This is a genomic window from Mesorhizobium sp. M6A.T.Cr.TU.014.01.1.1, assembly GCF_004022765.1.
Taxonomy (GTDB): domain Bacteria; phylum Pseudomonadota; class Alphaproteobacteria; order Rhizobiales; family Rhizobiaceae; genus Mesorhizobium; species Mesorhizobium mediterraneum.
In genome coordinates this window covers 179,138-203,995 of sequence record NZ_RZPG01000004.1, presented here as the reverse complement: position 1 = coordinate 203,995, position 24,858 = coordinate 179,138, and the positions used below count along the sequence as shown (strand labels likewise).

General features: G+C 62.1%; 20 protein-coding genes. 15 read left to right on the top strand and 5 right to left on the bottom strand.

Features of this window, described 5'->3' with window-relative positions; translation table 11 throughout:
* Positions 1 to 66 precede the first annotated feature (66 nt).
* The gene (locus EN885_RS07690) at positions 67 to 1,446 is read left to right on the top strand and encodes a hypothetical protein (protein WP_128241367.1); all 1,380 of its coding nucleotides are present in this window, start codon (positions 67 to 69) and stop codon (positions 1,444 to 1,446) included.
* A gap of 18 nt (positions 1,447 to 1,464) precedes the next feature.
* Here the strand turns inward: EN885_RS07690 and EN885_RS07685 are convergent, their stop codons facing one another.
* Positions 1,465 to 2,778 (bottom strand): VpsF family polysaccharide biosynthesis protein, encoded by a 1,314-nt coding sequence (locus tag EN885_RS07685; protein ID WP_206616813.1) that lies wholly within the window; start codon positions 2,776 to 2,778, stop codon positions 1,465 to 1,467.
* 290 nt (positions 2,779 to 3,068) lie between these two features.
* Between EN885_RS07685 and EN885_RS07680 the strand changes: the two genes are divergently transcribed.
* From EN885_RS07680 to EN885_RS07610, 14 genes are all read left to right on the top strand, one after another.
* Positions 3,069 to 4,514 carry a GumC family protein gene (locus EN885_RS07680; RefSeq protein WP_245493021.1) on the top strand — a complete coding sequence of 482 codons (1,446 nt, stop codon included), beginning with the start codon at positions 3,069 to 3,071 and terminating at the stop codon, positions 4,512 to 4,514.
* 8 nt (positions 4,515 to 4,522) lie between these two features.
* Positions 4,523 to 5,629 (top strand): glycosyltransferase, encoded by a 1,107-nt coding sequence (locus EN885_RS07675; protein ID WP_128241369.1) that lies wholly within the window; start codon positions 4,523 to 4,525, stop codon positions 5,627 to 5,629.
* Between the two features lie 156 nt (positions 5,630 to 5,785).
* The gene (gene uxuA / locus EN885_RS07665) at positions 5,786 to 7,030 is read left to right on the top strand and encodes a mannonate dehydratase (protein ID WP_127291872.1); all 1,245 of its coding nucleotides are present in this window, start codon (positions 5,786 to 5,788) and stop codon (positions 7,028 to 7,030) included.
* Positions 7,031 to 7,250: 220 nt separating this feature from the next.
* Positions 7,251 to 8,882 carry an ABC transporter ATP-binding protein gene (locus tag EN885_RS07660; RefSeq protein ID WP_127291875.1) on the top strand — a complete coding sequence of 544 codons (1,632 nt, stop codon included), beginning with the start codon at positions 7,251 to 7,253 and terminating at the stop codon, positions 8,880 to 8,882.
* A gap of 260 nt (positions 8,883 to 9,142) precedes the next feature.
* Positions 9,143 to 9,631, top strand: coding sequence for a MarR family winged helix-turn-helix transcriptional regulator (locus EN885_RS07655; RefSeq protein ID WP_128241370.1), 489 nt, complete (start codon positions 9,143 to 9,145; stop codon positions 9,629 to 9,631).
* Positions 9,632 to 9,654: 23 nt separating this feature from the next.
* On the top strand, positions 9,655 to 10,356 hold the full coding sequence (locus EN885_RS07650) for an SDR family NAD(P)-dependent oxidoreductase (RefSeq protein ID WP_245457963.1): 702 nt from the start codon (positions 9,655 to 9,657) through the stop codon (positions 10,354 to 10,356).
* A 2-nt stretch (positions 10,357 to 10,358) separates the two neighbouring features.
* Positions 10,359 to 11,690 (top strand): FAD-binding oxidoreductase, encoded by a 1,332-nt coding sequence (locus EN885_RS07645; RefSeq protein ID WP_126105471.1) that lies wholly within the window; start codon positions 10,359 to 10,361, stop codon positions 11,688 to 11,690.
* A gap of 59 nt (positions 11,691 to 11,749) precedes the next feature.
* Positions 11,750 to 13,417 (top strand): peptide ABC transporter substrate-binding protein, encoded by a 1,668-nt coding sequence (locus tag EN885_RS07640; RefSeq protein WP_128241371.1) that lies wholly within the window; start codon positions 11,750 to 11,752, stop codon positions 13,415 to 13,417.
* A gap of 158 nt (positions 13,418 to 13,575) precedes the next feature.
* On the top strand, positions 13,576 to 14,526 hold the full coding sequence (locus EN885_RS07635) for an ABC transporter permease (protein ID WP_126105469.1): 951 nt from the start codon (positions 13,576 to 13,578) through the stop codon (positions 14,524 to 14,526).
* An 11-nt stretch (positions 14,527 to 14,537) separates the two neighbouring features.
* The gene (locus tag EN885_RS07630) at positions 14,538 to 15,425 is read left to right on the top strand and encodes an ABC transporter permease (RefSeq protein WP_126105468.1); all 888 of its coding nucleotides are present in this window, start codon (positions 14,538 to 14,540) and stop codon (positions 15,423 to 15,425) included.
* Between the two features lie 11 nt (positions 15,426 to 15,436).
* Positions 15,437 to 16,759, top strand: coding sequence for an FAD-binding oxidoreductase (locus tag EN885_RS07625; RefSeq protein WP_126105467.1), 1,323 nt, complete (start codon positions 15,437 to 15,439; stop codon positions 16,757 to 16,759).
* Between the two features lie 233 nt (positions 16,760 to 16,992).
* Positions 16,993 to 17,970: a tripartite tricarboxylate transporter substrate-binding protein gene (locus tag EN885_RS07620; protein WP_126105466.1), complete on the top strand. Its 978-nt coding sequence runs from the start codon at positions 16,993 to 16,995 to the stop codon at positions 17,968 to 17,970.
* A 79-nt stretch (positions 17,971 to 18,049) separates the two neighbouring features.
* Positions 18,050 to 18,523 carry a tripartite tricarboxylate transporter TctB family protein gene (locus tag EN885_RS07615; RefSeq protein WP_126105465.1) on the top strand — a complete coding sequence of 158 codons (474 nt, stop codon included), beginning with the start codon at positions 18,050 to 18,052 and terminating at the stop codon, positions 18,521 to 18,523.
* A gap of 10 nt (positions 18,524 to 18,533) precedes the next feature.
* A complete protein-coding gene (locus EN885_RS07610; RefSeq protein WP_126105464.1) occupies positions 18,534 to 20,042 on the top strand; it encodes a tripartite tricarboxylate transporter permease in 1,509 nt (502 codons plus the stop codon).
* 6 nt (positions 20,043 to 20,048) lie between these two features.
* Here EN885_RS07610 and EN885_RS07605 read toward each other — a convergent pair whose 3' ends face one another.
* The 4 genes from EN885_RS07605 to EN885_RS07590 all read right to left on the bottom strand — a co-directional run bounded on the left by EN885_RS07605 (position 20,049) and on the right by EN885_RS07590 (position 24,857).
* A complete protein-coding gene (locus tag EN885_RS07605; RefSeq protein WP_127205244.1) occupies positions 20,049 to 21,125 on the bottom strand; it encodes an ABC transporter ATP-binding protein in 1,077 nt (358 codons plus the stop codon).
* Between the two features lie 5 nt (positions 21,126 to 21,130).
* On the bottom strand, positions 21,131 to 22,177 hold the full coding sequence (locus EN885_RS07600) for a carbohydrate ABC transporter permease (protein WP_127205245.1): 1,047 nt from the start codon (positions 22,175 to 22,177) through the stop codon (positions 21,131 to 21,133).
* Positions 22,174 to 23,292 carry a sugar ABC transporter permease gene (locus EN885_RS07595; protein WP_164759177.1) on the bottom strand — a complete coding sequence of 373 codons (1,119 nt, stop codon included), beginning with the start codon at positions 23,290 to 23,292 and terminating at the stop codon, positions 22,174 to 22,176. Before EN885_RS07595 ends, EN885_RS07600 begins: the two co-directional genes overlap by 4 nt.
* 92 nt (positions 23,293 to 23,384) lie before the next feature.
* Positions 23,385 to 24,857: an extracellular solute-binding protein gene (locus EN885_RS07590; protein ID WP_127205247.1), complete on the bottom strand. Its 1,473-nt coding sequence runs from the start codon at positions 24,855 to 24,857 to the stop codon at positions 23,385 to 23,387.
* Between the last annotated feature and the right edge of the window lies 1 nt (position 24,858).

Sequence of the window (24,858 nt, the reverse complement as noted above, 5' to 3'; positions counted from 1 at the left end):
CGATTGACTAATATTTTAATTATCGGCCACATCGTTGGATCTCGGCGCTGGGAAAATGAGCTTCTGGTGCGGTTGAACGCAGCTGGTCACGTGGTTTCGAGCTGCCGCGCGCCGACGCCTGCGCCGATCGCTCGCGGACTGGACATTGTGCTGGCGATCGAGAGCCGGCGCTTCGGACCCTCGTTGGCAAGCCCCTCCAAACCGTTACCGTCTGGCGGTACCGGTCCAGCCGACCTCGTGGTCGATCTCACCGGCACTGCCGCACGACGCGGCACGCCGGTTCTGACGCTAGAATTTTGCGGCCACAGCACCTTCCCCGCCGGTATGGCCGAGATGCTGGCGAGCGGGCGATTGCCCGAACTTGCCGTTCGCCTCGACGGCGTCGCAGTCGCCCGGGGGCGACCGATGCTCAGCGACCGTCTCTGGCTGTCTCGCAGTTGCAACGACCTGCTGGCTGGGGCGATCTCGTTGGTTGCGCAAAGCGTCGCCCGTTTTTCCGCGGGCGAACTTGTGCCAATCGCCGATAGCCCGGCGCCGATCCTGAGGAACGGCGGTTTTGTCCGGCACTATCTGCCTTTTTTCCGCAGGGGGTTGATCGATCGCGCCGTGCAAAAACTTAGACTTGGGCGGCGCCCCTTCTATTGGCAGGTTGCCTATCGGCTGATCGACGGGCCAGGTGTCGCAGATACCGGGCAACTCGACGGTACGCTGTTCACCCTCCTCCCGGACGATGGCCAGCGATTCTACGCCGATCCATTCGTCATCGAGCGGGATGGCCGCTACTATCTGTTTGTCGAGGAATTTCCCTATGCCACCGGTCGCGGCGTGATTTCTGTCGCCGAGCTGGGTGACGACGGCACCTTCGGTGTGCCGAGGGTTGTGCTGGAGGAAGCGCATCATCTGTCGTATCCGCAGGTGTTCGCTCAGGCCGGCGAGATTTTCATGATCCCTGAAAGTGGAGCGGCGCGCGAGCTTGTGCTCTACCGTGCCGCGCAGTTTCCTGATCGCTGGGTACGCGATACGGTGCTGATGACGGACAAGGATTTCAATGACGCCACGCTGCTCGAATCGGATGGGCGCTTCTGGCTGTTCGGGACAGAGCGGTTCGGTTATGGCAGCGCGTCGGATACGATGACGGTCTATTCCGCGCCCTCGCTGCGCGGGCCGTGGGTTGCACATGCGCTCAACCCTATCGCCGTCGATCACTCGGCCGCTCGACCCGGTGGCGCCTTTATCCGCCACGGTGACGCGCCGGTGCTGCCGGTCCAAAACGGGTCGAGAGCCTATGGCGGCGGCCTGGGGTTGATGCGGCTGGATCGGCTTGACGATTGCGATGTCCGTTTTGCGCCGCCCCACCCGATCGGCCCGGGGCCGGCATGGGCCCGCACGGGCATTCACACGCTTAACCGCGCCGGCAATGTCGAAGTTGTGGATAGCGCCGGCTGAGGGGTCTGGAGCCTGCGCTTATCCAAGCCGATCCAGTTTCGGCTCGGATGCAACAGCGGTCGAAGATGTGCTCTTCGGCTGGTTTCTATACGGCACGTTTCTATAGGCAAGCAGCAACACCACGATGGTCGTGATATCCGGCGCTTTTGACGAAAGCGCATTGTTCGACAGCGCAGCAAGCAGAAACGTCATGGTGCCGATCCATGCCGGCAGCGGCGCCGCGCGCAGCAGCCGAAAAATGAACCAGAATACCAGCACGATAAAGAGCACAGCTATCGGCAAGCCGAAGAGCATGATGATGACCACCGGCGCGCTCTCGATATAAGGCAGATGCAGCTTCTCGTTGACGATCGCCAGGAGGTCGTCGACGTTCATGCCAAACAGGATGTCTTTCCAGCTAACAAGTCCGAATATCTGGTAGATCGTCACCCGCGCCATGAAATTCTCGTCAAAGATCGTGTTGCCGAATCGATTCAGCAGCCCGCCCGAAAACAGTATGGCCACCAGCGCTGCGCCGCCCACCAGGGCGACCAGCAGCACGACGGACTTGGCCTGCCGCTGGTGCTTGAGAGTCAGGCGCGGCCAAGGCACGAACATCAGCAGAATGAGGGTTTCTCCGGCAGCGAGCATCAGGGCGGCGCGGGCGCCTGACGCAGCACAACCGACGAGCAACACGAGAATCGATGCCACCCGCACCCATATGCGCCAGCGCGTCAGCGGTACGAATCCGATGGCTGTGGCGCAAAGCGCGCCTAGTGCCAGCGGATGCGCCGATAGGCCGATCGGCCTGAACTGCAGTTCGTTGAGACCGTAAGGCATAAACCGATGTTGAGTCACCGCTTCGATCGTGCCGAGCACAGCGCTGAGGATCACCATTCCAAGCACGACGTCGCCCAACGCCCGCCGCACTTCCGCGTTCAAGGCCAGCATCAAAAGGCCTGCGGCGCCCGCCACCAGATAAGTATCGATGATGAACCCGGAAGAGCCCGCACGGCCGGTGATGAACAGATACGGCACCAGCGCGAACATCAGCGCAGAATAGAGCATTAAAGCCTTGAATATTCCAATTTCGTCGCCCTGCAGCAGAAACTGTCGGCTGAAAAGAACGAAAGGAAGCAGCAGAAAGATAGCATAGGTGCCGAAATGCAGTTTCTCGTAGAATGAGCCACCGTCGGCCGTATAGTCGACGACCATGTTCATAATCTGCGGTGACACCGTGAGGCGGAGCAGGAACGCGAACGCCGCGCATAGGAAAAACAGAAGCGACAGCGCGTTCTGACGGCGCGCCTGGCTGGACATCAATCGTTCCGAAGCGGCAGCGGGATAGCTCATGGCCCATCCAAGTGGCGGTATTCAAACGGCATTCTGGCCAACGAGATCCATTCAAGGGACCGCCGAACGGCCGCGGCGCGTGAATCGGCAAAATATGCCAACTTGGAAAATGAGATGTTAACGATCTTTCTGTAGTGCTGCCCGCATAGCGAATAACCAGAGTTAGCACCATGTCCGCCGCTTCCGACACACCCCTTCCCTCTGTGGCGGATTCCGATATCAGCGCGCTTGAGCGTATCGCCAATGCACGGCGCGCCAGCAGGGCAAGGCTGCAACAGGATGCCCCAGTCATGGCACGCACCTCCGCCCCTGTCACTCCGCACACGCCCGAGCCTGTCCCGACGGTGACGCTTGACAAGATCGGCGATTTCCTTGAGCTCGATTTTCGACGCCTGTTTGTCTGGCTGCGTGCCGGGCTCGCCGTGGCCTGCATGCTGGCAGTGGCCGGCGGCGTCATCGGCGCCGCCTATGGGCTGCTGAGCAAACAGCGTTATACCGTTACAACGGAAATCCTCATCAATCCTGCCAATTTGCAGGTTGTGGAAAACGACCTCTACTCGCAACCGGGCCAGGTCGACAGCCAAATTCTCAACGCGCGCAGCAAGCAGCGCATCTTGACCTCGGGCAACGTGCTTGCAAGTGTGGTGGACGAACTCGGTCTAGCCAACGATCCGGAGTTTTTCGACCCGGACCAGAGTGCCTCCACGTCTGGTGTTGGAGCGAGTGGCGGCAAGTCCGATCCGAAGCTTGTCGCCCAGAAGAGCCTGGCGGAGCGGGTCGATGTCACTGCAGATGAAACGTCGTTCGTCACGACCCTCTCGGTGTCGGCGGAAACCACCAGCAAGGCGATCCTGATCTCGCAAGCCATAGTGAAAGCTTTCCAGGAAGAACTGGCCAAGGCCGAAGCTGCTGGTGCCAGCCGTGCAGCAGCTGCTCTTGACGGCCGGCTCGGCCAACTCAAGCGCGACGTGCAAGCGGCCGAAGAGAAGGTCGAGAGCTACAGGCGCAGCCACAACCTGTCCTCCAGCAATGGCCAGCTCGTCAGTTCGCAGACGATGACGCAGCTCAATAGCGAAATTGGGGAGGCGCAATCGCGCGTGATCGCTGCGCAGGCAAGTTACGACGCCTTGGTTGCGTCCGGTGTCAATGGAGCCAACCCTGACCCGGCGGATTCGGCAGCACTCGCAGCACTGCGCGACAAGGCAAACGGCCTGCGGCAGCAAATCGATTCACAGTCCATGACCTTTGGTCCGCGCCACCCGACGATTGTCAGGCTCAGGACAGAATTCGAAACCGTCAGTTCTCAACTCAGGGCGGAGTTCTCCCGCACGGTCGGCACGGCAAAAGCCAACCTGGATAAGGCCAACGCCTCATTGGCTTCCCTCAGCGCCAAGATGAACGATCTGAAGAGCAATGTTTTCACCGACAGCGAGTCCCAGGTCGCCCTACGTGAGCTTGAACGGGACGCCGCCTCAAGGAGGACGATCTATGAAAGCTTCCTGTCTCGCGCCCGCCAAATCACCGAGCGCGAGCAGATCGACACCACGAACGTGCAGGTGATTTCCACCGCAGTACCGCCAAACGGGCGCTCGTGGCCGCCCCGCACCCCCCTCATGGCAGGCCTGGGAGCTTTCGCTGGCTTTGCTCTAGGCATGCTGCTCGCCTTAGCCATGGGCATCGTGCGCGACATGCGCCAGCCGCCGAACCGACCAGGCATTGGCGTCAGCCAAGCCTGAATCCAGGCATGGCGAAGCGCATTGTTTTTCACATTGCCAGCCTCAGGGGCGGCGGCGCCGAGCGTGTCTTCGTCCTCATGGCAAACGAATTGGCGTCGCGTGGGCACGATGTCACACTTTTTACCTGGAACGCGGAAGGACCTAACGCCGCGCTGCGCTCCCCTGCTGTGCATCTGATCGATTTCGACCTTCCTATCCGGGGCGAGGGCTACGGCAAGTGGGAGACGCTGAAAGGCATCGTGCGAAGCGCACGTTTATTCGACCGCCTTGGTCCCCATGCGGTCTATAGCGCCCCGGAATTTGCCAATCTGGTCGTGACGCTGGCGCTTCTCCTGGCGCGAAGCCGAGCTAGATTCTTTCCGAGCTTCCACGCGGCGGCCTCACTGCCTTCCGGCAGCCTCGGCGCGAGAATAGCGGTCTGGCTTTCCGCGCTGGTTGCAGCGCGCGCAACCAAAGCCATCGCCGTCTCAGTGGGTGTCGGCCGCGATATTGCGGCCCGCGGCTTCCCCAAATCCAAGGTTGTCGTCATCAACAACCCGCTGCCGCCGGCTGCGGCGCCCCAGGGACATTCCTATGCCTGGCAGGCAAAGCTGGCGGCGATGGGCGATGGCCCGGTCATTGCCACCGCCGGGCGCCTGGTGCCGGTCAAGGATCATCGGACTTTGCTGCGGGCCTTCGCTATCCTGCGCGCCGGCCGCCGCGTTCGACTTGCCATCTTCGGTGAAGGTCCACTGGCCGACGAGTTGCGCGCTTATGCCCAAGAACTCGGCATAGGCGCGGATGTGCTCTTTGCTGGCTACGTCAACGATCCCGCGGCCTGTTACGCCGCAGCCGATCTGTTCGTGCTTTCCTCGACGAGCGAGGGCTTTGGCAATGTGTTGGTCGAGGCCATGGCTGCCGGTGTTCCCGTAGTCTCCACAGATGCACCACATGGCCCGCGCGAGATTCTGGGTGACGGTCGTTTTGGCGCCTTGGTGCCGGTCGGCGATGCCGCGGCCCTGGCAGCAGCGATGGCTACGATGCTGGACCACCCCACTTCCCCTGCCCTCCTGGAGAGCAGGGCAGCGGATTTCGAAGTTGAAAAGATCGGCGATCTATACGAAGCGCTGCTCTAGCCAGGAACTTCGCTTGGCGGTACAGGCGCCAGAGCAGGATCGTCACATACATCGGAATCTGATAGCAACCGATGAAGAGGAGCAGCGGGTCGGTCACCCCTGCGGGAAACGCGAGCGCGCAGCCGCAGGGCGTTTCTTTTCTAACGGAGTGTTCGAATGAGACATGTGTGGCGTTGGTTCGGCCCAGTCGACAAGGTGACGATCGCGGACGCGCGTCAAGCCGGTGCACAAGGCATCGTCTCAGCCCTTCACCACGTTCCTTACGGCGCCGTCTGGCTGCCCGCCGAAATCCAAAACCGTCAGCGCGAAGTCGCATCTTTGCCGGATGGAAGCGCAAGCGATCTGAACTGGGAGATCGTCGAGAGCCTGCCGGTTTCCGAAGCGATCAAGACGCAGGTCGGCGAATGGCGCAGCCATATTGCCAACTACAGGACATCGTTGGAAAACCTGGCGCGGGCCGGCATTTCGGTCATCTGCTACAATTTCATGCCCGTGCTCGACTGGACCCGCACCGACCTCGCCTGGCGCCTGCCGCATGGCGGCACCACCATGCGCTTCGATCTGGTCGACTTCGCCGCATTCGACATCCATATCCTGAAGCGCCAAGGGGCGCTCGGCGATTACACACCGGAGATCGCCTCCGAGGCGGAGCGGCGACACGCGCAGATGGATGATTTTGCACGCAAGGTTCTGGCAAGAAGCGTCAATTCCGGTCTGCCCGGCTCGACCGAAGACACGTCTCTCGACGGTCTCGCGGCGCAACTGTCAAATTATGACCGCATCGACGCAACAACGCTGCGCCGGCATTTCGTCGATTTCCTGGCGGAGGTCGTGCCTACGGCCGAAAGCCTTGGCCTGCGTCTCTGCTGCCACCCTGACGATCCGCCGTTTCCGCTGCTGGGCCTGCCGCGCGTCATGTCGACCGAGGCCGACTATCGGTACATTCTGGACGCGGTCGACAGCCCGGCCAACGGGGCGACACTGTGCACGGGATCACTCGGTGCGAGACCGGATAATGATCTGCCGGGCATGATCGAGCGGATGGGGCCAAAAATCCACTTCGCGCATTTGCGCAATGTGCGCAAGGAAGCGGCCGGCATCCCCTGCTCGTTCCACGAGGATGAGCATCTTGCCGGCGACACCGACATGGTGGCAGTGGTGGCGGCGCTACTCCACGAGGAAGCGCGGCGCAAGAAGGAAGGGCGCCCGGACGCTCTCATCCCGATGCGCCCCGACCATGGCCAGGACATCCTCGACGACCTGACGCGTGGGGCCCAGCCCGGCTATCCGGCCATCGGTCGGCTCAAAGGATTGGCCGAACTCCGCGGCGTCGAACATGCCATTCGCAAGTCGGCTTCATTCGCCGCGGGCCGGCCTCGCCTCCCCGGCCCCGTTCAATAAACGGCAATATCCAGAAGCAGTTCGGTCGCGGAAGCCAGTCCGAAATTATCGAGATATGGCCGGCTTCGCCCCGGATAAGATCACTATGATTTCGGAGCGATCTCAAGACACACCGGTGCCTATCGCAAAAATGCGGGCTTGCGCTGACGGTAGGACGTGCGGCTAGTATGCGTCGTCAGATCATTGGACTTCGAAAGGCCAAGCAATGCTGCCGAGCGAAATGACCACAAGCGATCCGATCGAGGAAGCTGTTCTCTCCGTTCAAAATCTGACTATCCGCCTGCCCAGGAACATGGAGCGTGAGAACGCGGTCGAAAACATATCCTTCGACATGAAGAAGGGTGAGATGCTCTGCATCGTCGGCGAATCCGGCTCCGGCAAGTCCGTCACCGCAAATGCGATCATGGGTCTGCTGCCATCTTCGGTGCGGATCACGCAGGGAAGCATCTGGTTCAAGGGTCACGATCTGGCCAGCGCACGGGAAGACGTCCTGCGCGGCCTCAGGGGCCGGTCGGTCTCCATCGTCTTCCAGGATCCGCTTTCGGCGCTCAATCCGCTGATGACCGTCGGCCAGCAGGTCGCGGAGGTTATGGAAGCGCACCACGCAGGCACTTCGGCGACCCGCGCGAAGGCAGTTGTCGATCTGCTCGGCGAAGTCGGCCTGCCGGAGCCCGAGGTCCTGCGGCATCAGTATCCGTTCCAACTCTCGGGCGGGCAGCGCCAGCGCGTCATGATCGCCATGGCGCTCGCGCTCGGGCCCGATCTGCTGATCGCCGACGAGCCGACGACGGCCCTCGACGTCACCACCCAGGCGCAGATCCTTGCGTTGATCCGGCGGCTGCAGCGCGAAAAGAACATGAGCGTCATGTTCATCACGCACGATTTTGGCGTCGTCGCAGAAATCGCCGATCGCGTCATCGTCATGGAGAAAGGCGCGATGGTCGAGCAAGGCGTCGCTTCCGACGTGCTCGGCAATCCTAGCCATCCCTACACCAGGCGACTGATCGCCGCCGTTCCACACATGATCGAGAATGAGACGAAGTCGCGCGGCGATGCGCCTGTCGTGCTGGAGGTGCAGAAGCTCGACAAGACCTACCGGCCAGGCATCGGGTTCTTCTCACGCTCGCGCATCGTGCACGCCGTCAAGCAGGTCAGCTTTGAAGTCCGCCAAGGTCGGACACTTGGGATCGTCGGGGAGTCCGGCTCGGGAAAATCGTCGCTAGGCCGCGTCCTCCTGAAGCTGCTGGACAGCGATGGCGGCAGCATTCTGTTCGACGGCAAGGATATCGCGGCGCTTTCGGCTTCCGAGTTCCGGCCGATGCGGCCGCATATTCAGATGATTTTCCAGGATCCATTCGCCTCGCTCAATCCGCGGCAGACGATCGCCAAGATCCTCACCGTCGGCCCGATGGCGCACGGCCTGTCCGCTCGCGAAGCGCGCGCGAAAGCGTTGAAGCTGCTTCGGCTGGTCGGGCTCGACGAGGGTGCCTACGACCGGTTTCCGCATGAATTTTCAGGCGGCCAGCGCCAGCGGATCGGCATCGCTCGGGCTCTGATGATGGACCCCAAGGTCCTGGTCGCCGACGAAGCGGTCTCCGCCCTCGACGTCTCCATCCAGGCGCAGATTCTTGATCTGCTGGCCAATATCCAGGAGGAAATGAAGATCGCCATGATCTTCATCACTCACGACCTGAGAGTGGCAAGCCGTATCTGTGACGAGATTCTGGTCATGAACCGCGGCGAAGTCGTGGAGTCCGGCCCGCCTTGGCAGATATTCCGATCCCCGCGTCACGCCTATACCCAGCAACTCATCTCTGCCATTCCCGGCAAGGAATGGGTCCCCGCCGCCTAGGCGGCGATCGAGAACGTCCCGCGATCCATCGATGACGGCGCCGATAGAGGACGCGGATCGCAAGGCCGTGTCTCGATCGAACTGCACGCGCGCACCTCGGGCCTTCCTGCAGGGGAGATAGTTGCTTTTGTCCATCAAAAGTAGTTGCAATTGTCCACTACCCGCTCAACTATGCCTTTGAAGGCTCGCGGCAACCTCGATTTTCAAGGCTGCCGGTGATCTCGACGCAGGCTGCCAGGAAAGCCTCAGGAGAGTGTCCGTTGCCGAAGAAGAAGAAAGGCCCTCCTCATACCGTCGAGACGGTAGGGCTCGATGTCCTCGAAGACACGTTGAGCTTCTATATCAGAAGCATCAACATCGCCCTTTCTCGTGATCTCGATGACCGCCTGGAGGGTCTCGATGTCGCCCGGGGAACCGGCAAGATCACCACCTTGCTTCTTGTCGACAGCCATCCAGGGATACGACCCTCGGTCATCGCGCAGCTCATTATGCGCGATCGCTCAGCCATGGGCCGGCTGGTCGACCAGATGATCGAGCACGATCTTCTGACGCGGGAGGCCGCAGCGGACGACGGACGCGCGCAGGAGCTCCATATCACCGAAAAGGGAGCGGACCTCGCCCGCAAGGTTCGCAAGATCGCCACCAAGCAATCCAGCGATTTCTTCGCCGGTGTGCCCGAAGAAGACCAGAAGCGTCTGCTCGACATATTGCGGCGAGTCTATCGTCGCACCGTGGGTCTCGGCCAATGAGGGAGCCGGCAGCAGTGGGCCGAGTGCAGGCCACCCAGCGGGTGGCGCTCCTGTCGGGTGCTAGTCGCGGGATCGGTGCGGCTTGCGCCCGGCACTTGTATGAAACGGGCTGGTCACTGTCGCTCGGCATGCGTGAACCGGTGCAACCTGACTGGGCAGACAGCGAGCGCGTCCGCGTATTCCCTTATGAAGCCGCGGCTGCCAACGCCGAACGGGCGTGGGTCGACGGCACCATCGATGGCTTCGGTCGGATCGACGCGGTCATTGCCTGTGCCGGCATCATGATTCCGAAGTCGGTCATCGACGTCGACGACACCGATCTCGATCTGATGTTCGAGATCAACGTGAAGGCTCCGCGCCGCCTGGTGCGCGCGTCATGGGACTGGCTTGCGGCAAGTCGAGCAGGCCGGGTCATTATTCTCGCCTCGCTGTCGGGCAAGCGGGTCAAGTCCGCGACATCAGGCTCTTATTCGATCTCCAAGTTTGCTGCCGTCGCCCTTTCCCACGGCATCCGGCAGGCGGGGTGGGATCTCGGAATTCGAGCCACGGCCGTCTGCCCCGGATTCGTCGCCACCGATATGGCGCGCAGCATCACCGATCGCGCCGACGCACTGATGACCGATCCCGATGATCTCGCACGGAGCATCGGGATGCTCCTCGATCTGCCCAATAATGCAAGCGTCGCGGAATTTTCCATCAATTGCCAGCTCGAGGAGCTCTACTGAGCATGCCCGGACCGTTCGTCATCCCCGTTCATGGAGATATTGAACTGCCAAAGGAGGTGGACTGCGTCGTCATCGGCGGCGGCATCGTCGGCGCCTCCACGGCGCTGGAACTCGCCGAAAGCGGTTTGCGGGTGGCTTTGTGCGAAAAGGGCGGAATCGGCCAGGAGCAGTCCAGCCGCAACTGGGGCTGGGTACGCATCTCCCGTCGAGATCCGCGCGAGGTCCCGCTGATGGCGGAAGCACTGCGCATCTGGACGCGGCTCTCCGAACGAACGGGGCGGGATACCGGCTACACGCGTGCAGGAATCGTGTTCACCTGCGCTAACGACAAGGAATACGACCGGCACGAACGCTGGGGACGTCATCTCGAAGGCTATCAGCTCGAGTCGCGAATGATCGGTGCGGGAGAATTGCGTGACCTCCTCCCCGGCTCCAATCTCGATGTCAAAGGCGCGCTGTACACACCCGCCGACGGCCGCGCCGAGCCGCAGAAGGCCGCCCCGGCGATTGCCGAAGCCGCGCGCGAGCGCGGCGCCGCCATTCTAACGGAGTGCGCGGTGCGCGGCGTGGAGACAACCAACGGCGCCGTCTCGGGTGTCGTGACAGAACGTGGTTTCATTGCCTGCAAGGCAGTCGTCCTTGCCGGAGGCGCTTGGTCGAACCTATTTTGCGGAGCGCTTGACCTTGATCTGCCTCAGTTGAAGGTCATGAACACGGTCCTTCGCACGACGCCGGTCGAGAACGGGCCGGAACAGGCCGTATGGGCAAACAATTTCGCCATGCGCAAGCGCCAGGATGGCGGATATACCATCGCCTCCAGCACCACCAATGTCGTCGATATCGTGCCGAACTCCTTTCGGTACGCGCGCGACTTCCTTCCGGCCTGGAAGATGGAATGGCGATCGCTGAATTTCCGTCTCGGAAGCCGTTTCCTCGAAGAGGCAAGAGTGCCGACCCGTTGGGCAATGGATGAGGCCAGTCCTTTCGAATACTGCCGCGTGCTCGACCCCAAGCCGTCGAAGAAAAGCTCCGAGCGTATCCTTTCGAACGCCCGCAAGGCATTTCCGGTTCTGGACAAGGCAGAGATCGCGCAGCGCTGGGCCGGCTATATCGACGTCACGCCCGACGCCGTCCCCGTCATTTCCGCGGTCAATGCCGTCCCCGGCTTCCATGTCGCGACTGGGTTCTCGGGCCATGGCTTCGGCATCGGCCCGGCCGCAGGCAGGCTGATGGCAGACATCGTCACGGGGCGGCCGCCGATCGTCGACCCGACGGACTTCAGATGGTCGCGGTTTTCGGACGGATCGAAGGTCGCGCCAATCAGTGGATTCTAACCGCTCCGACAAGAGAGCGGGACGCAGCAAAAGTGGAACACTTCAAAAAGGAGATTCTAATGTCAAACCAGAGCAGCAGCACAGTCTTTCGGCCGACGCGTCGCCAGACGCTTGGAATGGCAATCGCCGGCGCCGGCCTCGCCATGCCCAACCTGACAGGGGCCGGCAAAGCCCTTGCCGCAACCCCGCCGAGCGCGCCCAAGGGGCAGGTGATCGTCGGCTTTTCTCAGGAACCCACCGTCTTCAATCCGCACCTGGTGCATATCGAGGTCGACGAGGGCATTCACTTCAGCGTCTTCGATCCGCTGTTTGGCGTCGACCCGAAAGGTAATTTCTACCCCGCACTCGCCAAGGAGGTGCCGACCGTCGAAAACGGCGGCATCTCGGCCGACGGGCTTGAGTGGCGCGTAAAGCTGCGCGATGACGTCAAGTGGCATGACGGAAAGCCGTTCACGGCCGAGGACGTCAAGTTCACGCTCGAACTCTTGGTCGACCCGAAATTTCTGAGCTGGCGGCGCGCCGGCCACGAACTTATCCAGGATTTGACCGTCGTCTCGCCAACCGAGATCAGCTGGAAGATGAAGGAGCCTTACGCGCCCTATCCGTCGATCCTGGCGGCGACTTTCATCGTCCCGAAACATGTGCTCGGTGCGGCGGAGGACAAGAATACCGCGCCGTTCAACAATGCTCCCATCGGAACCGGACCGTTCAAGTGGGTGGAGCGCACGGCCGGCGATCATATCGAGCTGGCCGCCAATACCGACTACTTTGGCGATGGCCCTTATCTCGAGCGGCTGATCTATAAATACATTCCGGACCTGACGGTTCTCTACACCCAGTTCAAGACCGGCGACATCGATGTCATCGGACTGCAGTGGATCACGCCCGACCATTACGAGGAGGCCAAGGCGTTGAGCGGAACATCCGTAGCCGTCATTCCCGCCGCCACCGTCGAATCGCTCAGCTTCAATATGGAGCGCCCGCAGTTCAAGGAACTCGCCGTTCGCCAAGCGCTGTACTATGCGCTGGACAAGCAGACGATCATCGACGCCCTCTACTACGGACTGCCAACCCCCACCGAAACCTACATGCCGCAGCAATCTTTCTACTACAATCCGGATCTGCCTAAGCAGGAATACAATCTGGACAAGGCGAAGAAATTGCTGGACGACGCCGGCTGGGTCCCTGGCAGCGACGGTGTTCGCGTCAAGGATGGCGTCCGCCTCTCGTTCAAGAACTCGACCACGGCGGGCAATCATATCCGCGAACAGGCGCAGCAGTTCATCCAGCAATCGTATCGCGACATCGGTGTCGAAGTGGAGATCTCCAACCTGCCGCCTGCGGTCATGTGGGGGGACTACTGGATGAAGTCGCAATTCGATTCCGTTGTCGTCGGCATCAACTTCCTGACAGGGTCCGACCCCAATACTTCGGATTACCTCAGTTCGAAATCAATTCTGGCCAAGGGCGGCGCTGGCCAGAATACCTGGCAGTACGCCAACCCGGAGGTGGACAAGCTGCTCGAAGCCGGCGGTGTCGAATTCGTGCCGGAAAAGCGCAAGCAAGCCTACCTGAAAATCCAGGAGACCGTGCGCAACGACCTGCCATTCCTGCCGATATTCCAATACGCGACGGTCCGCGGACACAAGTCCGGTGTCGAAGGCGTCGTCCCGAACATCAATGTGCGCATCGACTCCTGGGACGTAGCCACCTGGTACTGGTCATAGCTCCGGAAATGGGCCGGGCCGGCAATGACCGGCTCGGCCTGCATCGCCGTAGATTCAAGGTGTTAGAGCGTACTTTGTGCGTCCAATTGGACGCGCGTCGCTCTAAGGCGCGCCCTGGCGCAACCGTATCCGACTGACAGCAAACGGAGGCAACCGGCATGCTTCGCTATCTGCTGGGACGTTTCTGGCAAAGTCTTGTCCTGCTCCTGCTGGTCTCGATGATTGGCTTTGCCGTCCTGAACCTCGCTCCGGGTGGGCCGCTTTCGCAGTTCAGCCTCACGCCGGGAATGACGCAGGCCGATCTCGATCGCATCGCCTCGCAAATGGGTCTCGATCGACCTCTTCCGGTACAGTACATCGACTGGCTGGGGCATCTGCTTCGCGGTGACTGGGGACGTTCCTTCCGGGACGGCAGGCCCGTGCTCGACATCATCTGGGAGCACCTTCTCGCGACACTGCTGCTGATGGGCGTATCGACCGCGATCGCCATCTTCGTCGGCACCTGCATAGGTGTGCTGGGCGCGCTCAAACGGTACTCGATCTTCGACTACGCTGCGACGGTCGGCGCGATGGTGGCATTGTCGATCCCGACCTTCTGGTTCGGGTTGATCGCGATTTACATCTTCTCGCTCCGGCTCAGGTGGCTGCCGGCCGGCAACATGTACACGATCGGCGATGGCTCGCTCGGTGACTATGCGATCCATCTCATCATGCCGAGCATCGTTCTTGCGCTGGTCAATATCGCCGTGTGGAGCCGCTACATGCGGACCGCGACGCTCGACGTCATCAATCAGGATTTCGTCCGCACTGCCCGGGCCAAGGGACTGAGGCCCCGACGTGTGTTGATCCGTCACATCCTCGGAAACGCGCTGCTTCCGATGATCACGCTGATGGGGCTGCAGCTGCCGACAATACTGGGTGGCGCCCTGGTGACGGAAACCGTCTTCACCTGGCCCGGCATGGGACGGCTGTTCCTCGATAGTCTCGGCTACAGCGACTACCCCGTGGTGATGGGCCTGCTGATGATGTCCGCGGTTCTCGTCCTGGTCGGTAACCTGGCCGCCGACCTCACCGTCGCATTCGTCGATCCGCGCATTCGATTGAGCTGAGGACCAAAAAAATGAGCCAGTCGGAATTACTCCTCCCCGCCCGCTCCACGCAACCCTGGTGGCGCAGCCGCACCGTGCGCCGATTTGCCCGCCATCGGCTGGCGATGTTTGGCTTAGCCACGATCATCATACTGGTCCTCGCCTGCGTCATCGGACCCTTTCTCCTGCCCTTTGATGATCTTTACATCGACCTGCGTGGACGGTTCTCCCCACCGTTCACCGGCTACCATTTCTTCGGCACCGATCCGCTCGGACGCGACATCGCGGCGCGCCTTCTCATGGCTGGTCGCGTTTCGCTGCTGGTCGGTTTCGCTGCCATGCTCCTCAGCACCGTCTTCGGAACCGTGCTCGGGATTGTGGCAGGCTTCTTCGGCGGCCGCATCGGCACCGTGCTGATGCGTTTCGTCGACGCGATGCTGTCCTTTCCCAACATCTTCCTGCTGCTGGCGATGGCTGCCTTCATCAAGCCGAGCCCGATCATGATCACCCTGATCATAGCGGCGACGAGCTGGATGGAAATCGCCCGCATTGTCGAGGCGGAAGTGCGCTCCCTGCGCGAACGCGACTTCGTGGTCGCCGCCCGGATGCTCGGGCTCAGCAACAGCCACATCATGTTTCGCGAGCTTCTGCCCAATGCGATCGGCCCGATCATCGTCGCGGCCACGCTTACCGTCGCCCGCGCCATTCTCCTTGAGGCCTATGTCAGCTTCCTTGGCTACGGCATCCAGCCGCCGCTGCCGAGTTGGGGCAACATGCTCAACGGCGCCCAGCAGTATCTCGATAGCGCGCCGTGGCTGGCGATCGTTCCTGGCGCCGCCATCACACTGGCGGTCACCAGTTTCAATTTTATCGGCGACGGCCTGCGCGATGCGCTCGACGCGCGAAGCGACATGCTGTGAGGCCGTCTGGCATGACAAGGTTTTCGCCGTTTGAAGTCTCGCTCTGGTATGCGACCGCAAAACCGGCGCCAAAAACCGACCCGCTGCAAGGACGCACGAGGGCGGACGTCTGCATCGTCGGCGGTGGCTATACCGGATTGACGACTGCGCTCGATCTCGCTCGCGACGGCATACGCGTCGTTCTTCTCGAAGCTCAGGAGATCGGGTTCGGCGGCTCGGGACGCAATGCCGGCCACTGCACGCCAACCTTTACGCATTACAGCCTGCCCGAACTGCGTGCCATGTTGGGCGAGCCGTGGGCCGAAAGGCTGATCGCCCGGCAGACAGGGGCCAACAGACAAGTCGCGGGGATGATCAAGCGTTACGGCATCGATTGCGAATGGCAGCAGAACGGCTACGTCATGGGCGCGCTTACGCCAGGCGCCGTCGCCAAGCTCGAGGCGAAGGCGCAGCAGTACAATGCAGTTGGCGCCAGGACGTGGGTGCTCGACAGGCAGGCTAGCGAGGAGATGACCGGCAGCCCGCGATATTATGGCGGCTGGTTCCATTCCGAGGCTGGTCACCTCAATCCCTTGAGCTATGCAAGAGGGCTGGCGCGCGCCGTCATCGAGGAGGGCGGCACGATCCATACCAAGTCGCCTGTCCGCGATGTCGTGCGGCAGGACGGCGCCTGGGCAGTGCACTCGGGCGAAGGGATTGTGGTTGCGGACAAGGTCATCTTTGCGACAGGCGCCTATACCGTTAACGGTTGGCCCGGCCTCGACCGGACCTACAAGATCCAGAAGGTGTTCGTCGCCGCGACGCAGCCGCTGACCGGCGCGGAACGCCAAACCGTCCTGCCACGCAACGCCACCATGCATGATGGCCGCGGCGACATCTTCGTCTACAAGTACAACACCGAGGGACGGATTGTCGCCTCGATGTTCCCTATGGGCCGGCGCGGCCGGGACATGGCGTTCACACACCGCCTCATGTCCGACCGTCTGCATTGGCTCCATCCGCAGATCAGCAGCGACTTGAGATGGGAGTATTTCTGGTTCGGTGAACTGGACATGCAGAAGCGCACCATCCCGCGATTCTACCAGCTCGCGCCGGGCGTCGTCGCGCTGACTGGCCTGTCCGGTCGGGGCGTGCCGACCGGCAGCATGCTCGGCGGCATACTCGGCGAATGGGCGAAGGGCGTCCCTGAAAAAGACCTGTCGCTGAAGCTCGAACCGCTCCGGCGCGCACCCTTCTTCATGTCGTTCGCCCCGGCCGCCATGTTGCGATACTATCGCGTCTCGGACTGGTTGCGGGCACGGGCGAGCGGAGCTCCACTTCCACCGCACGCTTAGCGAGTCCGGAGGAAGGGCACAGAGAGGTCCGTAACCGGTATTCGCTATCAGATTTCGACCAGCTCGATGTCACCTTTCCACCCATTTTGCGCGGACGGGTTGTGCATAATCGCAGTTTGCGGTTTGACCCCGATTGCAATCCGCTAGCCTGCGCTAGTTATTGCTCCATCCAGCCGGTGTTGAAAGGAACTCTGGGCAGCGGTTGGGAATTCATATCCTGGGAGGAAATCACGATGAGAAAATTCGTCGCCGCTCTGGCCGCAGCCGCAGCCGTCACGCTCTATCCGTTCGCCGCGGGCGCGCAAACCTATCCCGAACGCACCATCACCGTTGTGGTGCCGTTTTCGGCAGGCGGCCCGACCGACACGGTCACGCGCCTCGTCGCGGAAGCCATGTCGAAGGATCTCGGCCAGCAGATCATCGTCGAGAATGTCGGCGGTGCCGGCGGCACACTGGGCGCCGGCCGCGTCGCGCAAGCCGATCCCGACGGCTATACGCTGCTCCTCCATCACATCGGCATGGCGACAAGCGCTACGCTATACCGAAAGCTCGCATACGACACACTGAACGGCTTCGAATATGTCGGCCTCGTCACCGATGTGCCGATGACCATCGTCGGCCGCAAGGACCTCGAGCCGACGGATCTGAAGGGGCTGGTCGACTACGCCAAGGCGAACAAGGATACCGTCACCGTCGCCAATGCCGGCATAGGCGCGGCCTCGCATCTGTGCGGGATGCTGTTCATGAGCGCGATCGGCACACCGCTGGTCACCGTGCCCTACAAGGGCACCGGCCCGGCCATGACCGATCTTCTCGGCGGCCAGGTCGACATCATGTGCGACCAGACAACCAATACCACCAAGCAGATCCAGGGCGGCACGATCAAGGCCTATGCCGTCACCTCGTCTGAACGCCTCGATGTGCTGCCCGATCTGCCGACGACGACGGAAGCCGGTCTCCCGGAGGTGCAGGTCGGTATCTGGCACGGCCTCTACGCGCCCAAGGGCACGCCGGCCGAGGTCACCGAGCGCCTGTCGAAATCGCTTCAGGTCGCGCTGAAGGACCCGAACGTCGTCGCCCGCTTCGCCGAGCTCGGCACCAAACCGTCGTCCGACGCAGATGCGACGCCGGCCGCGCTGAAGGCCAAGCTGGAAGGCGAGATCGCGCGCTGGAAGCCGATCATCGAAGCCGCCGGCCAGTACGCCGACTAAGGTTTTGAACGGGGCGCCACCAGCGCCCCGTTTTTCACACCGGCATCAGCGTGCCCCGCGGCGGGCCTGGGAGGACGTCATGAAACCTTTCACGATCGACACGACCAACGGCACATGCGCCGCGCTGTTCATCTTTCTTGGCGGATTTTTCGCTCTGCAGTCGCTCGGCCTCGAAATCGGCACCGCCTTCCGCATGGGACCGGGCTATTTCCCCCTGGTCCTGGCGATCGTGCTGATCCTGCTTGGCGCCGTCATCCTCGTCGAAGCGGTGCGCTTCGAGAGCGAGCCGATCGGGCATATAGCCTGGCGCGGCATGCTGTTCATCCTCCCTGCCCCGATCTTCTTCGGCCTGACCGTGCGCGGCCTCGGCTTCATCCCCTCGATCTTCCTGACGGCGCTGATCGCATCCTTTGCCAGCGGCCGCATGAGGCCGCTGACCGCGCTCGTGCTCTCCGCTTGCCTGACGCTGTTTGCGTTCCTCGTCTTCAGCTATGCGCTCGGCCTGCCGTTCCGGCGCTTCGGCCCGTGGCTGCCTCCATGGCTGGTATGGTGAGAGGATGAACATGGAACTCCTCGACAACCTCGCGCTCGGCTTTTCGACGGCCACGTCGCTGGCAAACCTCGGTTTCTGCCTGATCGGCGTCCTTCTCGGCACGCTGATCGGCGTCCTGCCCGGTATCGGCGCCACCGCGACCATCGCCATGCTGTTGCCGATCACCTTCCAGATCGGCGACCCGGTTTCCTCCCTGATCATGCTCGCCGGCATCTACTACGGCGCGCAATATGGCGGCTCGACCACCGCCATCCTCATCAACATGCCCGGCGAATCCTCGTCAGCCGTTACCGCGATCGACGGCTACCAGATGGCCAAGAACGGCCGCGCCGGGGCGGCACTCGCGATCGCGGCGATAGGCTCGTTCTTTGCCGGCACGGTGTCGACGTTCCTCGTCGCCATCTTCGCCCCGCCGCTGACGGCGATCGCGCTGCAATTCGGCGCGGCCGAGTATTTTTCGCTGATGATCGTCGGCCTCGTCTCGTCCGTGGCGCTTGCCCACGGCTCGATCGTCAAGGCGCTGGCGATGGTCGTGCTCGGCCTGCTGCTCGGCATTGTCGGCACCGACATCTACACCGGCACACCGCGCTTCACGCTTGGCATCCGCGAATATGCCGACGGGCTGAATTTCGTCGCGGTGGCGGTCGGCGTCTTCGGCGTCGCCGAGATACTGCGCAACCTCGAAAACGAGCACGAGCGCTCCGTGATGATCCGAAGGGTCTCCGGCCTTATGCCGACCCGCGAGGACTTTCGGCGTATGGCGGCTCCCATTGTGCGCGGCACGATCATCGGTTCGGCGCTCGGCATCCTGCCGGGAGGCGGCGCGATCCTTGCAGCCTTTGCCTCCTACACGGTGGAAAAGCGTGTATCGAAAAATCCGGGGGAATTCGGCAAGGGCGCCATCGAAGGCGTCGCCGGACCGGAATCGGCCAACAATGCCGGCGCGCAGACCTCCTTCATCCCGATGCTGACGCTCGGCATTCCGGCCAACCCGGTCATGGCGCTGATGATCGGCGCGATGATCATACAAGGCATCGTGCCCGGCCCCAATGTCGCGATCGAACAGCCGGCGCTGTTTTGGGGCATTATCGCCTCGATGTGGATCGGCAATCTGATGCTGATCGTCTTGAACCTGCCACTGATCGGGCTTTGGGTAAAACTCCTGACGATCCCCTACTACGTGCTCTTCCCGATCATCATGGCGTTCTGCTCGATCGGCGTTTACAGCGTCAACACCAACATCTACGACCTCTACGCCGTCGCCTTCTTCGGCTTCCTTGGCTACCTCCTGACCAAGCTACGCTGCGAGCCCGCGCCGCTGCTGCTCGGCTTCGTGCTTGGCCCGCTGCTCGAGGAAAACCTGCGCCGCGCCATGATTCTCGCGCGCGGCGACCCGAGCACCTTCCTCACCAGGCCGATCAGCGCCGGCCTGCTCTTCATCGCGCTCGCCGTGCTCGTCATCGTCTTCCTGCCGGCGGTCAAGAAGAAGCGCGAAGAGGTGTTCGTGGAGGAGAATTAGCGAACGTCACGCGGCTGCCTGTCCACGGACGCGGCCGCCGATGCGGCCCCCGGTTTCCGAATCGAACAGAAAGACGGCGGTGTCCTGGAAGGTGATGCCGATCGGCTCATCCATGTCGTAGTGCGCCGATTTATCGGCCTTGACGGTTACGGTGGCCCCACCGAATTGGCAGGTGATCAAGGTATGATCGCCGATCAGTTCCACAGCGTAGACCCGTGCCGCAATCTTGCCCTCCGATGGGCCCGTGACCCGGCAATCCTCGGGCCGAAGGCCGGCAGTGACCTTTTTCCGGCTCTCGGCAACGCTGGTCGCAAATCGTCCTTCCGCACACACGAAGGTACCCTCGACCAGCTCGCCATGGAGAAAATTCATCGGCGGTGAGCCGATGAAGCCAGCGACGAACAGGTTCGCCGGATCGTCGTAGATCTGTCGGGGTGTCGCGATCTGCTGCACGACGCCACGGTTCATGATGGCAACACGGTGAGCCAAGGTCATGGCCTCGATCTGATCGTGGGTGACGTAGATCGTCGTCACGCCCAGATCAGCCTGCAGGCGCTTCAGCTCCGAGCGCATGTGGCCGCGCAGCTTGGCGTCGAGATTGGAGAGCGGCTCGTCCATCAGGAAGACGCTCGGCCGCCGCACCATGGCGCGGGCAAGCGCGATGCGCTGCCGCTGACCGCCGGAAAGCTGCCGTGGATAGCGGTCGAGGAACTCCTCGAGGTGGACCTTGACGGCGGCGCTGCGGACGGAGGCGTCGCGTTCAGTGCGCGGCACGCCCCGCAGCTTCAGCGGATATGCGATGTTCTCCGCAACGGTCATATGCGGATAGAGCGCGTAGGACTGGAACACCATCGCCACGTCGCGATACTTGGGCAGCACATGGGTGACGTCGCGGTCGCCGATGAGGACGCGGCCGGAACTCACCGATTCAAGCCCGGCGACCATGCGCAGCGCCGTCGTCTTGCCGCAGCCCGAGGGGCCGAGCAGCACCAGGAACTCGCCGTCCTGGATCTCCAGGTCGAGCCCTTTGACCACCTCGACCGCGCCGAAGGACTTGTAGATATCGGACAGGGTGACCCGCATATCGACTAGCCCTTCACTGCGCCGACCAGCAGCCCGCGCGCAATGTGCTTCTGCAGGATGCTCGAGATGACGATCACGGGGGCGATCATCACGGTGATCAAGACCGACATGTTCCACCATTGCGGCCCGCGCGTCGTGTTCTGTGCCGATACCAGCACCGGCATCGTCTGCGCGTCGGCATTGGAAAGGAAGAGGGCCAGCAGATACTCGTTCCAGGCAAGGATCAGCACCAGCAGAAAGGTCGCGACCAAGCCGGATCGCACCAGCGGCAGCGCGATGGTGAAGAAAACGCGGAACTTGGAGGCCCCGTCTATCTGTGCGCTCTCCTCAAGGTCGAGCGGGATGCCGGCGAAGAAATCGCGAGTCAGCCACACGACGATCGGCAGGTTGATGGCGGTGTAGGTGGCGATCAGCGCCACCTGTGTGTCAAGCAGGCGCATCTGCTGGAACATCACGTAGATCGGCAACACGGCGACGATCGGCGGCATGATGCGGTTGGAGATGATCCAGAATTCAATGTCGTTGTTGCCGACAGCAAGCCTCGTGCGTCCAACAAGCGTGAACAGCGCGATGATGAAGAGAGCGGCTGCCACGGCAACGGCGATCTCCCACTGCACGCCGAAAGTGGCCACCGCGACGATGATTGCGGTGAGGAGGATCAAGAAGAGCGCAACGGCGACGAGCTTCACCTGGAAGCGAATACGCACGAGCGCGTAGGCCGCCAGCGAGCCGATCAGGACTGCGAGCAGCGTGCTCGCCACCGCGACAACGACCGAATTCATGTAAGGGCGCAGCGTGTAATTCTGCACGAGCATGAAGTCCCATGCCTGCAGCGAGGGGGCAAAGTCGACGAACGGGAGATAGAACGGCCCATTGTCGACCTCCCCCGGCCCCTTGAAGGATGTGATGAACACCCAGTACAGAGGAATCACCACAACGAGCGTCCACAGGAACAGCAGCGCATAGGTCACGATCCTGGCGACCGGTGCCTGGCTGTCGATCGAGGCCGGCTCGAACAGCCGGCGCGCCAGCGAGCGCGGCTCGGCGCTCATGCTTCGAACCGGCGCGCCGGCCGGACCACAAAATTGAAGAACGAGACGCATACGATGGTCGAGATGAAGAGGAGCATGTAACCGACAGCGGCCGAGCCGCCGAGATCCTGGGTACGCCAGGAAATGAAGGAGTGGAGCGTCATCGATTCCGTCGCCAGGCCGGGACCGCCGCCGGTGAGCACGTTCGGCAGATCGACGATCTTGAAAGCCTCGATGAGCCGGATCAGCACGACGGTAGCGGCAATCGGCGCGATCGCCGGCCAGGTAATGTCGCGAAAAATCTGGAAGCCGTTGGCTCCGTCGAGCCGCGCCGCCTCGACCTGGTCGCGCGGCTGGTTCTCAACGGCCGCCAGCAGCACGATGAACATGAACGGCGTCCACTGCCAGGTATCGCCGACCAACACCATCAGCCGCGCCGACCAGGCCTCTGTGGCCCACGACCACTCGCTGATGCCGAAAGCGCGCACGATCGGGGCGAAGGGGCCCTTCTGCATGTCGGCGAGCATGCGAAACGTGTAGGCGATGCCAACCGGGGTCACCATCAGCGGGATGAAGAAGAGGACGCGAAAGAAATTCCTGCCGCGAATTGGCTGGCCGCAGAGGAGCGCGAGGCCCAGCCCCAGTGCGAACTGCACGGACACACCGACGAACACGTAGAGAAGCGTGTTGACGACAGTTCCCGGCACGCCGCCCGGTGCCATGGTGGCCAGCGCGAGAACCGCCAGGCCCATAGCCATTGCCGTCGTGAGAAGGCGACCAATCACGCCGGCGATGGTCGGCCTGCCACGCCAGAGATAGCGGGCGAGAAGAAAAAGCAGCCCTGCCGCGACCAACGCCAGCAAAGCGGATTGGACAAAACCGAACGTGCCGAATTTGCCGAGCAAGTGATACTGCTGCGAGCCGACCAGCAGCTTGCGGAAGTTCACAAGTCCGATGAATTTCAGCGTGAATCCGCCCGGCGCGAGCGCAAAGCGCGAAAGCGCGAGATAGGCCGAGATGATGAGCGGAAAAATCGCGAAGCACAGAAGCACGACGACGGCTGGCAGCACCATGATCCGGCCCGAGTGACCGTCCAGCCATTCGGCCCAGCTGCGGCGGTCGGCAGCTTCTGGCATAGTGTCGGTTGCGGTCATCATAACCCGGGAATGTGGGGCAGGCATGAGACCCGGCGCGGACCGATGCCACGCCGGGTCGATTGCTTGGCCACCTATTTGGCGCCGATAGTCGCCTTGTAAAGTTCGAGCTGCTTGTCTTTGCCAATCTCGTCGTTCAGCTCATTCCAGCCTTCCTCGACCGCCGAAACCGTCGCTTCCTTGTCGATTTCGCCGGCAAGGAAGCGCGAGACCGCTTCGTCGAGCACGACCTGCTGGTATTTCTGATTTTGTGGGATGCGCAGGTCGAGGATCATGTTCGGGCTGCTCATGCTGTCGTTGATCGCGCCCAGGTACACTTTGGCCTCATCCTCGCTCATGTTGGCCTTCTTCCAAAGGTCGCTGTAGCTGAGCTGCGAAGTGCGATACGGGTTGAAGCCGGTGCCGCCGACGGTCACGTCGGCGTTCGACTGTGCCGGCTGCGTCATGAACGAGAAGTAGGCGTAGGCGGCGTCCTTTACCTTCGGATCGGCCGCCGCGTTGATGCCGCCGCCCCAGCCGCCAAAAGCTGCGAAGGGTGCATGGTTCACGCCGTCGATCGCGTGCGGGCAGTTTTCTGCCGTGCAAGCCTCTAGCTTGCCGGTGTCCCAGTTCAGGACCTCCTTGGATCCGGGCATGATCGCCGCGCCCCATTTGCCCATCACCTTGGACTGGGCCGGATCGATCGAGATCGTGCCTACATCGCCCCAGTCGAGGTTCAGCGCGCAGCGGCCGGAAGCGAAGAGCGGCCTTGTATCGCTGACATCGAGATTCAGCTCGTCCGGCGGGCCGTATTTGGTCGATTCAGACAGGAAGTCGAGCGCCTTGCGGAAGGCGTCGTTGTTGACGAGCGGCGTCATGTCCTTGGTGTTGAAGAAGGTGCCCTGGCTGGTTCCCTTGGACTGGGTCATCGAGCCGACCACATCGGTGACGAACCAATAGCTCTGCGCGTTGCGCTTCTTGGCGATGCACGAGCCGAAATCCGGCGTGCCATCGCCGCTCATGTCCTTGCCATGCGTGGCCTTGGCGACCTCGAGATATTCGTCCCAAGTTTTCGGCACCGCCAGGCCGGCCGCTTCCAGCACGTCCTTGCGGTAGTACATCATGTGGAAGTCGCCATCGAGCGTGATCATGTAGGTCTTGCCGCTGTACTTCTCGGAGAAGTCTCGGAAGAACGCGCCCACATCGTCCTGCTGGATGTCCTTGTCGGCCTCGACCCGCGGCGTCAGGTCCTCGAGGTAGCCGCCGGCAATGTAGTCGACCATCCATTGCGGGGCGAACACCCCGGCATCGACCGAGTTGGTGCCGCTCGCCCAGTCGGTGAGTATCTTTTGATAGAGATCCGAGAAAGGCACCGCGATGACATTGATCTTGGCGCCGGTGAGCGCTTCGAACTCGGGCGCGCGCCTCTGTAGCGGCTCCTGAATCGCCCCGGTCTGCGTAATGACGTTCACGGTAACGCCCGCAAACGGTTTGTCCTGCGCAAAGGCAGGTGCGCCAACCAGCGCGGCAAAAGCCGAAACGCCGGCCAGAAAGACCCCAATTCTCATC

What these genes read in the sequence shown, in the direction of transcription:
- EN885_RS07685 (WP_206616813.1), bottom strand. Translation starts at nt 2,778, where the DNA reads ATGAGCTATCCCGCTGCCGCTTCGGAACGATTGATGTCCAGCCAGGCG.
- EN885_RS07680 (WP_245493021.1), top strand. Translation starts at nt 3,069, where the DNA reads ATGGCACGCACCTCCGCCCCTGTCACTCCGCACACGCCCGAGCCTGTC.
- EN885_RS07675 (WP_128241369.1), top strand. Translation starts at nt 4,523, where the DNA reads ATGGCGAAGCGCATTGTTTTTCACATTGCCAGCCTCAGGGGCGGCGGC.
- uxuA (WP_127291872.1), top strand. Translation starts at nt 5,786, where the DNA reads ATGAGACATGTGTGGCGTTGGTTCGGCCCAGTCGACAAGGTGACGATC.
- EN885_RS07660 (WP_127291875.1), top strand. Translation starts at nt 7,251, where the DNA reads ATGACCACAAGCGATCCGATCGAGGAAGCTGTTCTCTCCGTTCAAAAT.
- EN885_RS07645 (WP_126105471.1), top strand. Translation starts at nt 10,359, where the DNA reads ATGCCCGGACCGTTCGTCATCCCCGTTCATGGAGATATTGAACTGCCA.
- EN885_RS07640 (WP_128241371.1), top strand. Translation starts at nt 11,750, where the DNA reads ATGTCAAACCAGAGCAGCAGCACAGTCTTTCGGCCGACGCGTCGCCAG.
- EN885_RS07635 (WP_126105469.1), top strand. Translation starts at nt 13,576, where the DNA reads ATGCTTCGCTATCTGCTGGGACGTTTCTGGCAAAGTCTTGTCCTGCTC.
- EN885_RS07630 (WP_126105468.1), top strand. Translation starts at nt 14,538, where the DNA reads ATGAGCCAGTCGGAATTACTCCTCCCCGCCCGCTCCACGCAACCCTGG.
- EN885_RS07625 (WP_126105467.1), top strand. Translation starts at nt 15,437, where the DNA reads ATGACAAGGTTTTCGCCGTTTGAAGTCTCGCTCTGGTATGCGACCGCA.
- EN885_RS07620 (WP_126105466.1), top strand. Translation starts at nt 16,993, where the DNA reads ATGAGAAAATTCGTCGCCGCTCTGGCCGCAGCCGCAGCCGTCACGCTC.
- EN885_RS07615 (WP_126105465.1), top strand. Translation starts at nt 18,050, where the DNA reads ATGAAACCTTTCACGATCGACACGACCAACGGCACATGCGCCGCGCTG.
- EN885_RS07610 (WP_126105464.1), top strand. Translation starts at nt 18,534, where the DNA reads ATGGAACTCCTCGACAACCTCGCGCTCGGCTTTTCGACGGCCACGTCG.
- EN885_RS07605 (WP_127205244.1), bottom strand. Translation starts at nt 21,125, where the DNA reads ATGCGGGTCACCCTGTCCGATATCTACAAGTCCTTCGGCGCGGTCGAG.
- EN885_RS07600 (WP_127205245.1), bottom strand. Translation starts at nt 22,177, where the DNA reads ATGAGCGCCGAGCCGCGCTCGCTGGCGCGCCGGCTGTTCGAGCCGGCC.
- EN885_RS07595 (WP_164759177.1), bottom strand. Translation starts at nt 23,292, where the DNA reads ATGCCAGAAGCTGCCGACCGCCGCAGCTGGGCCGAATGGCTGGACGGT.
- EN885_RS07590 (WP_127205247.1), bottom strand. Translation starts at nt 24,857, where the DNA reads ATGAGAATTGGGGTCTTTCTGGCCGGCGTTTCGGCTTTTGCCGCGCTG.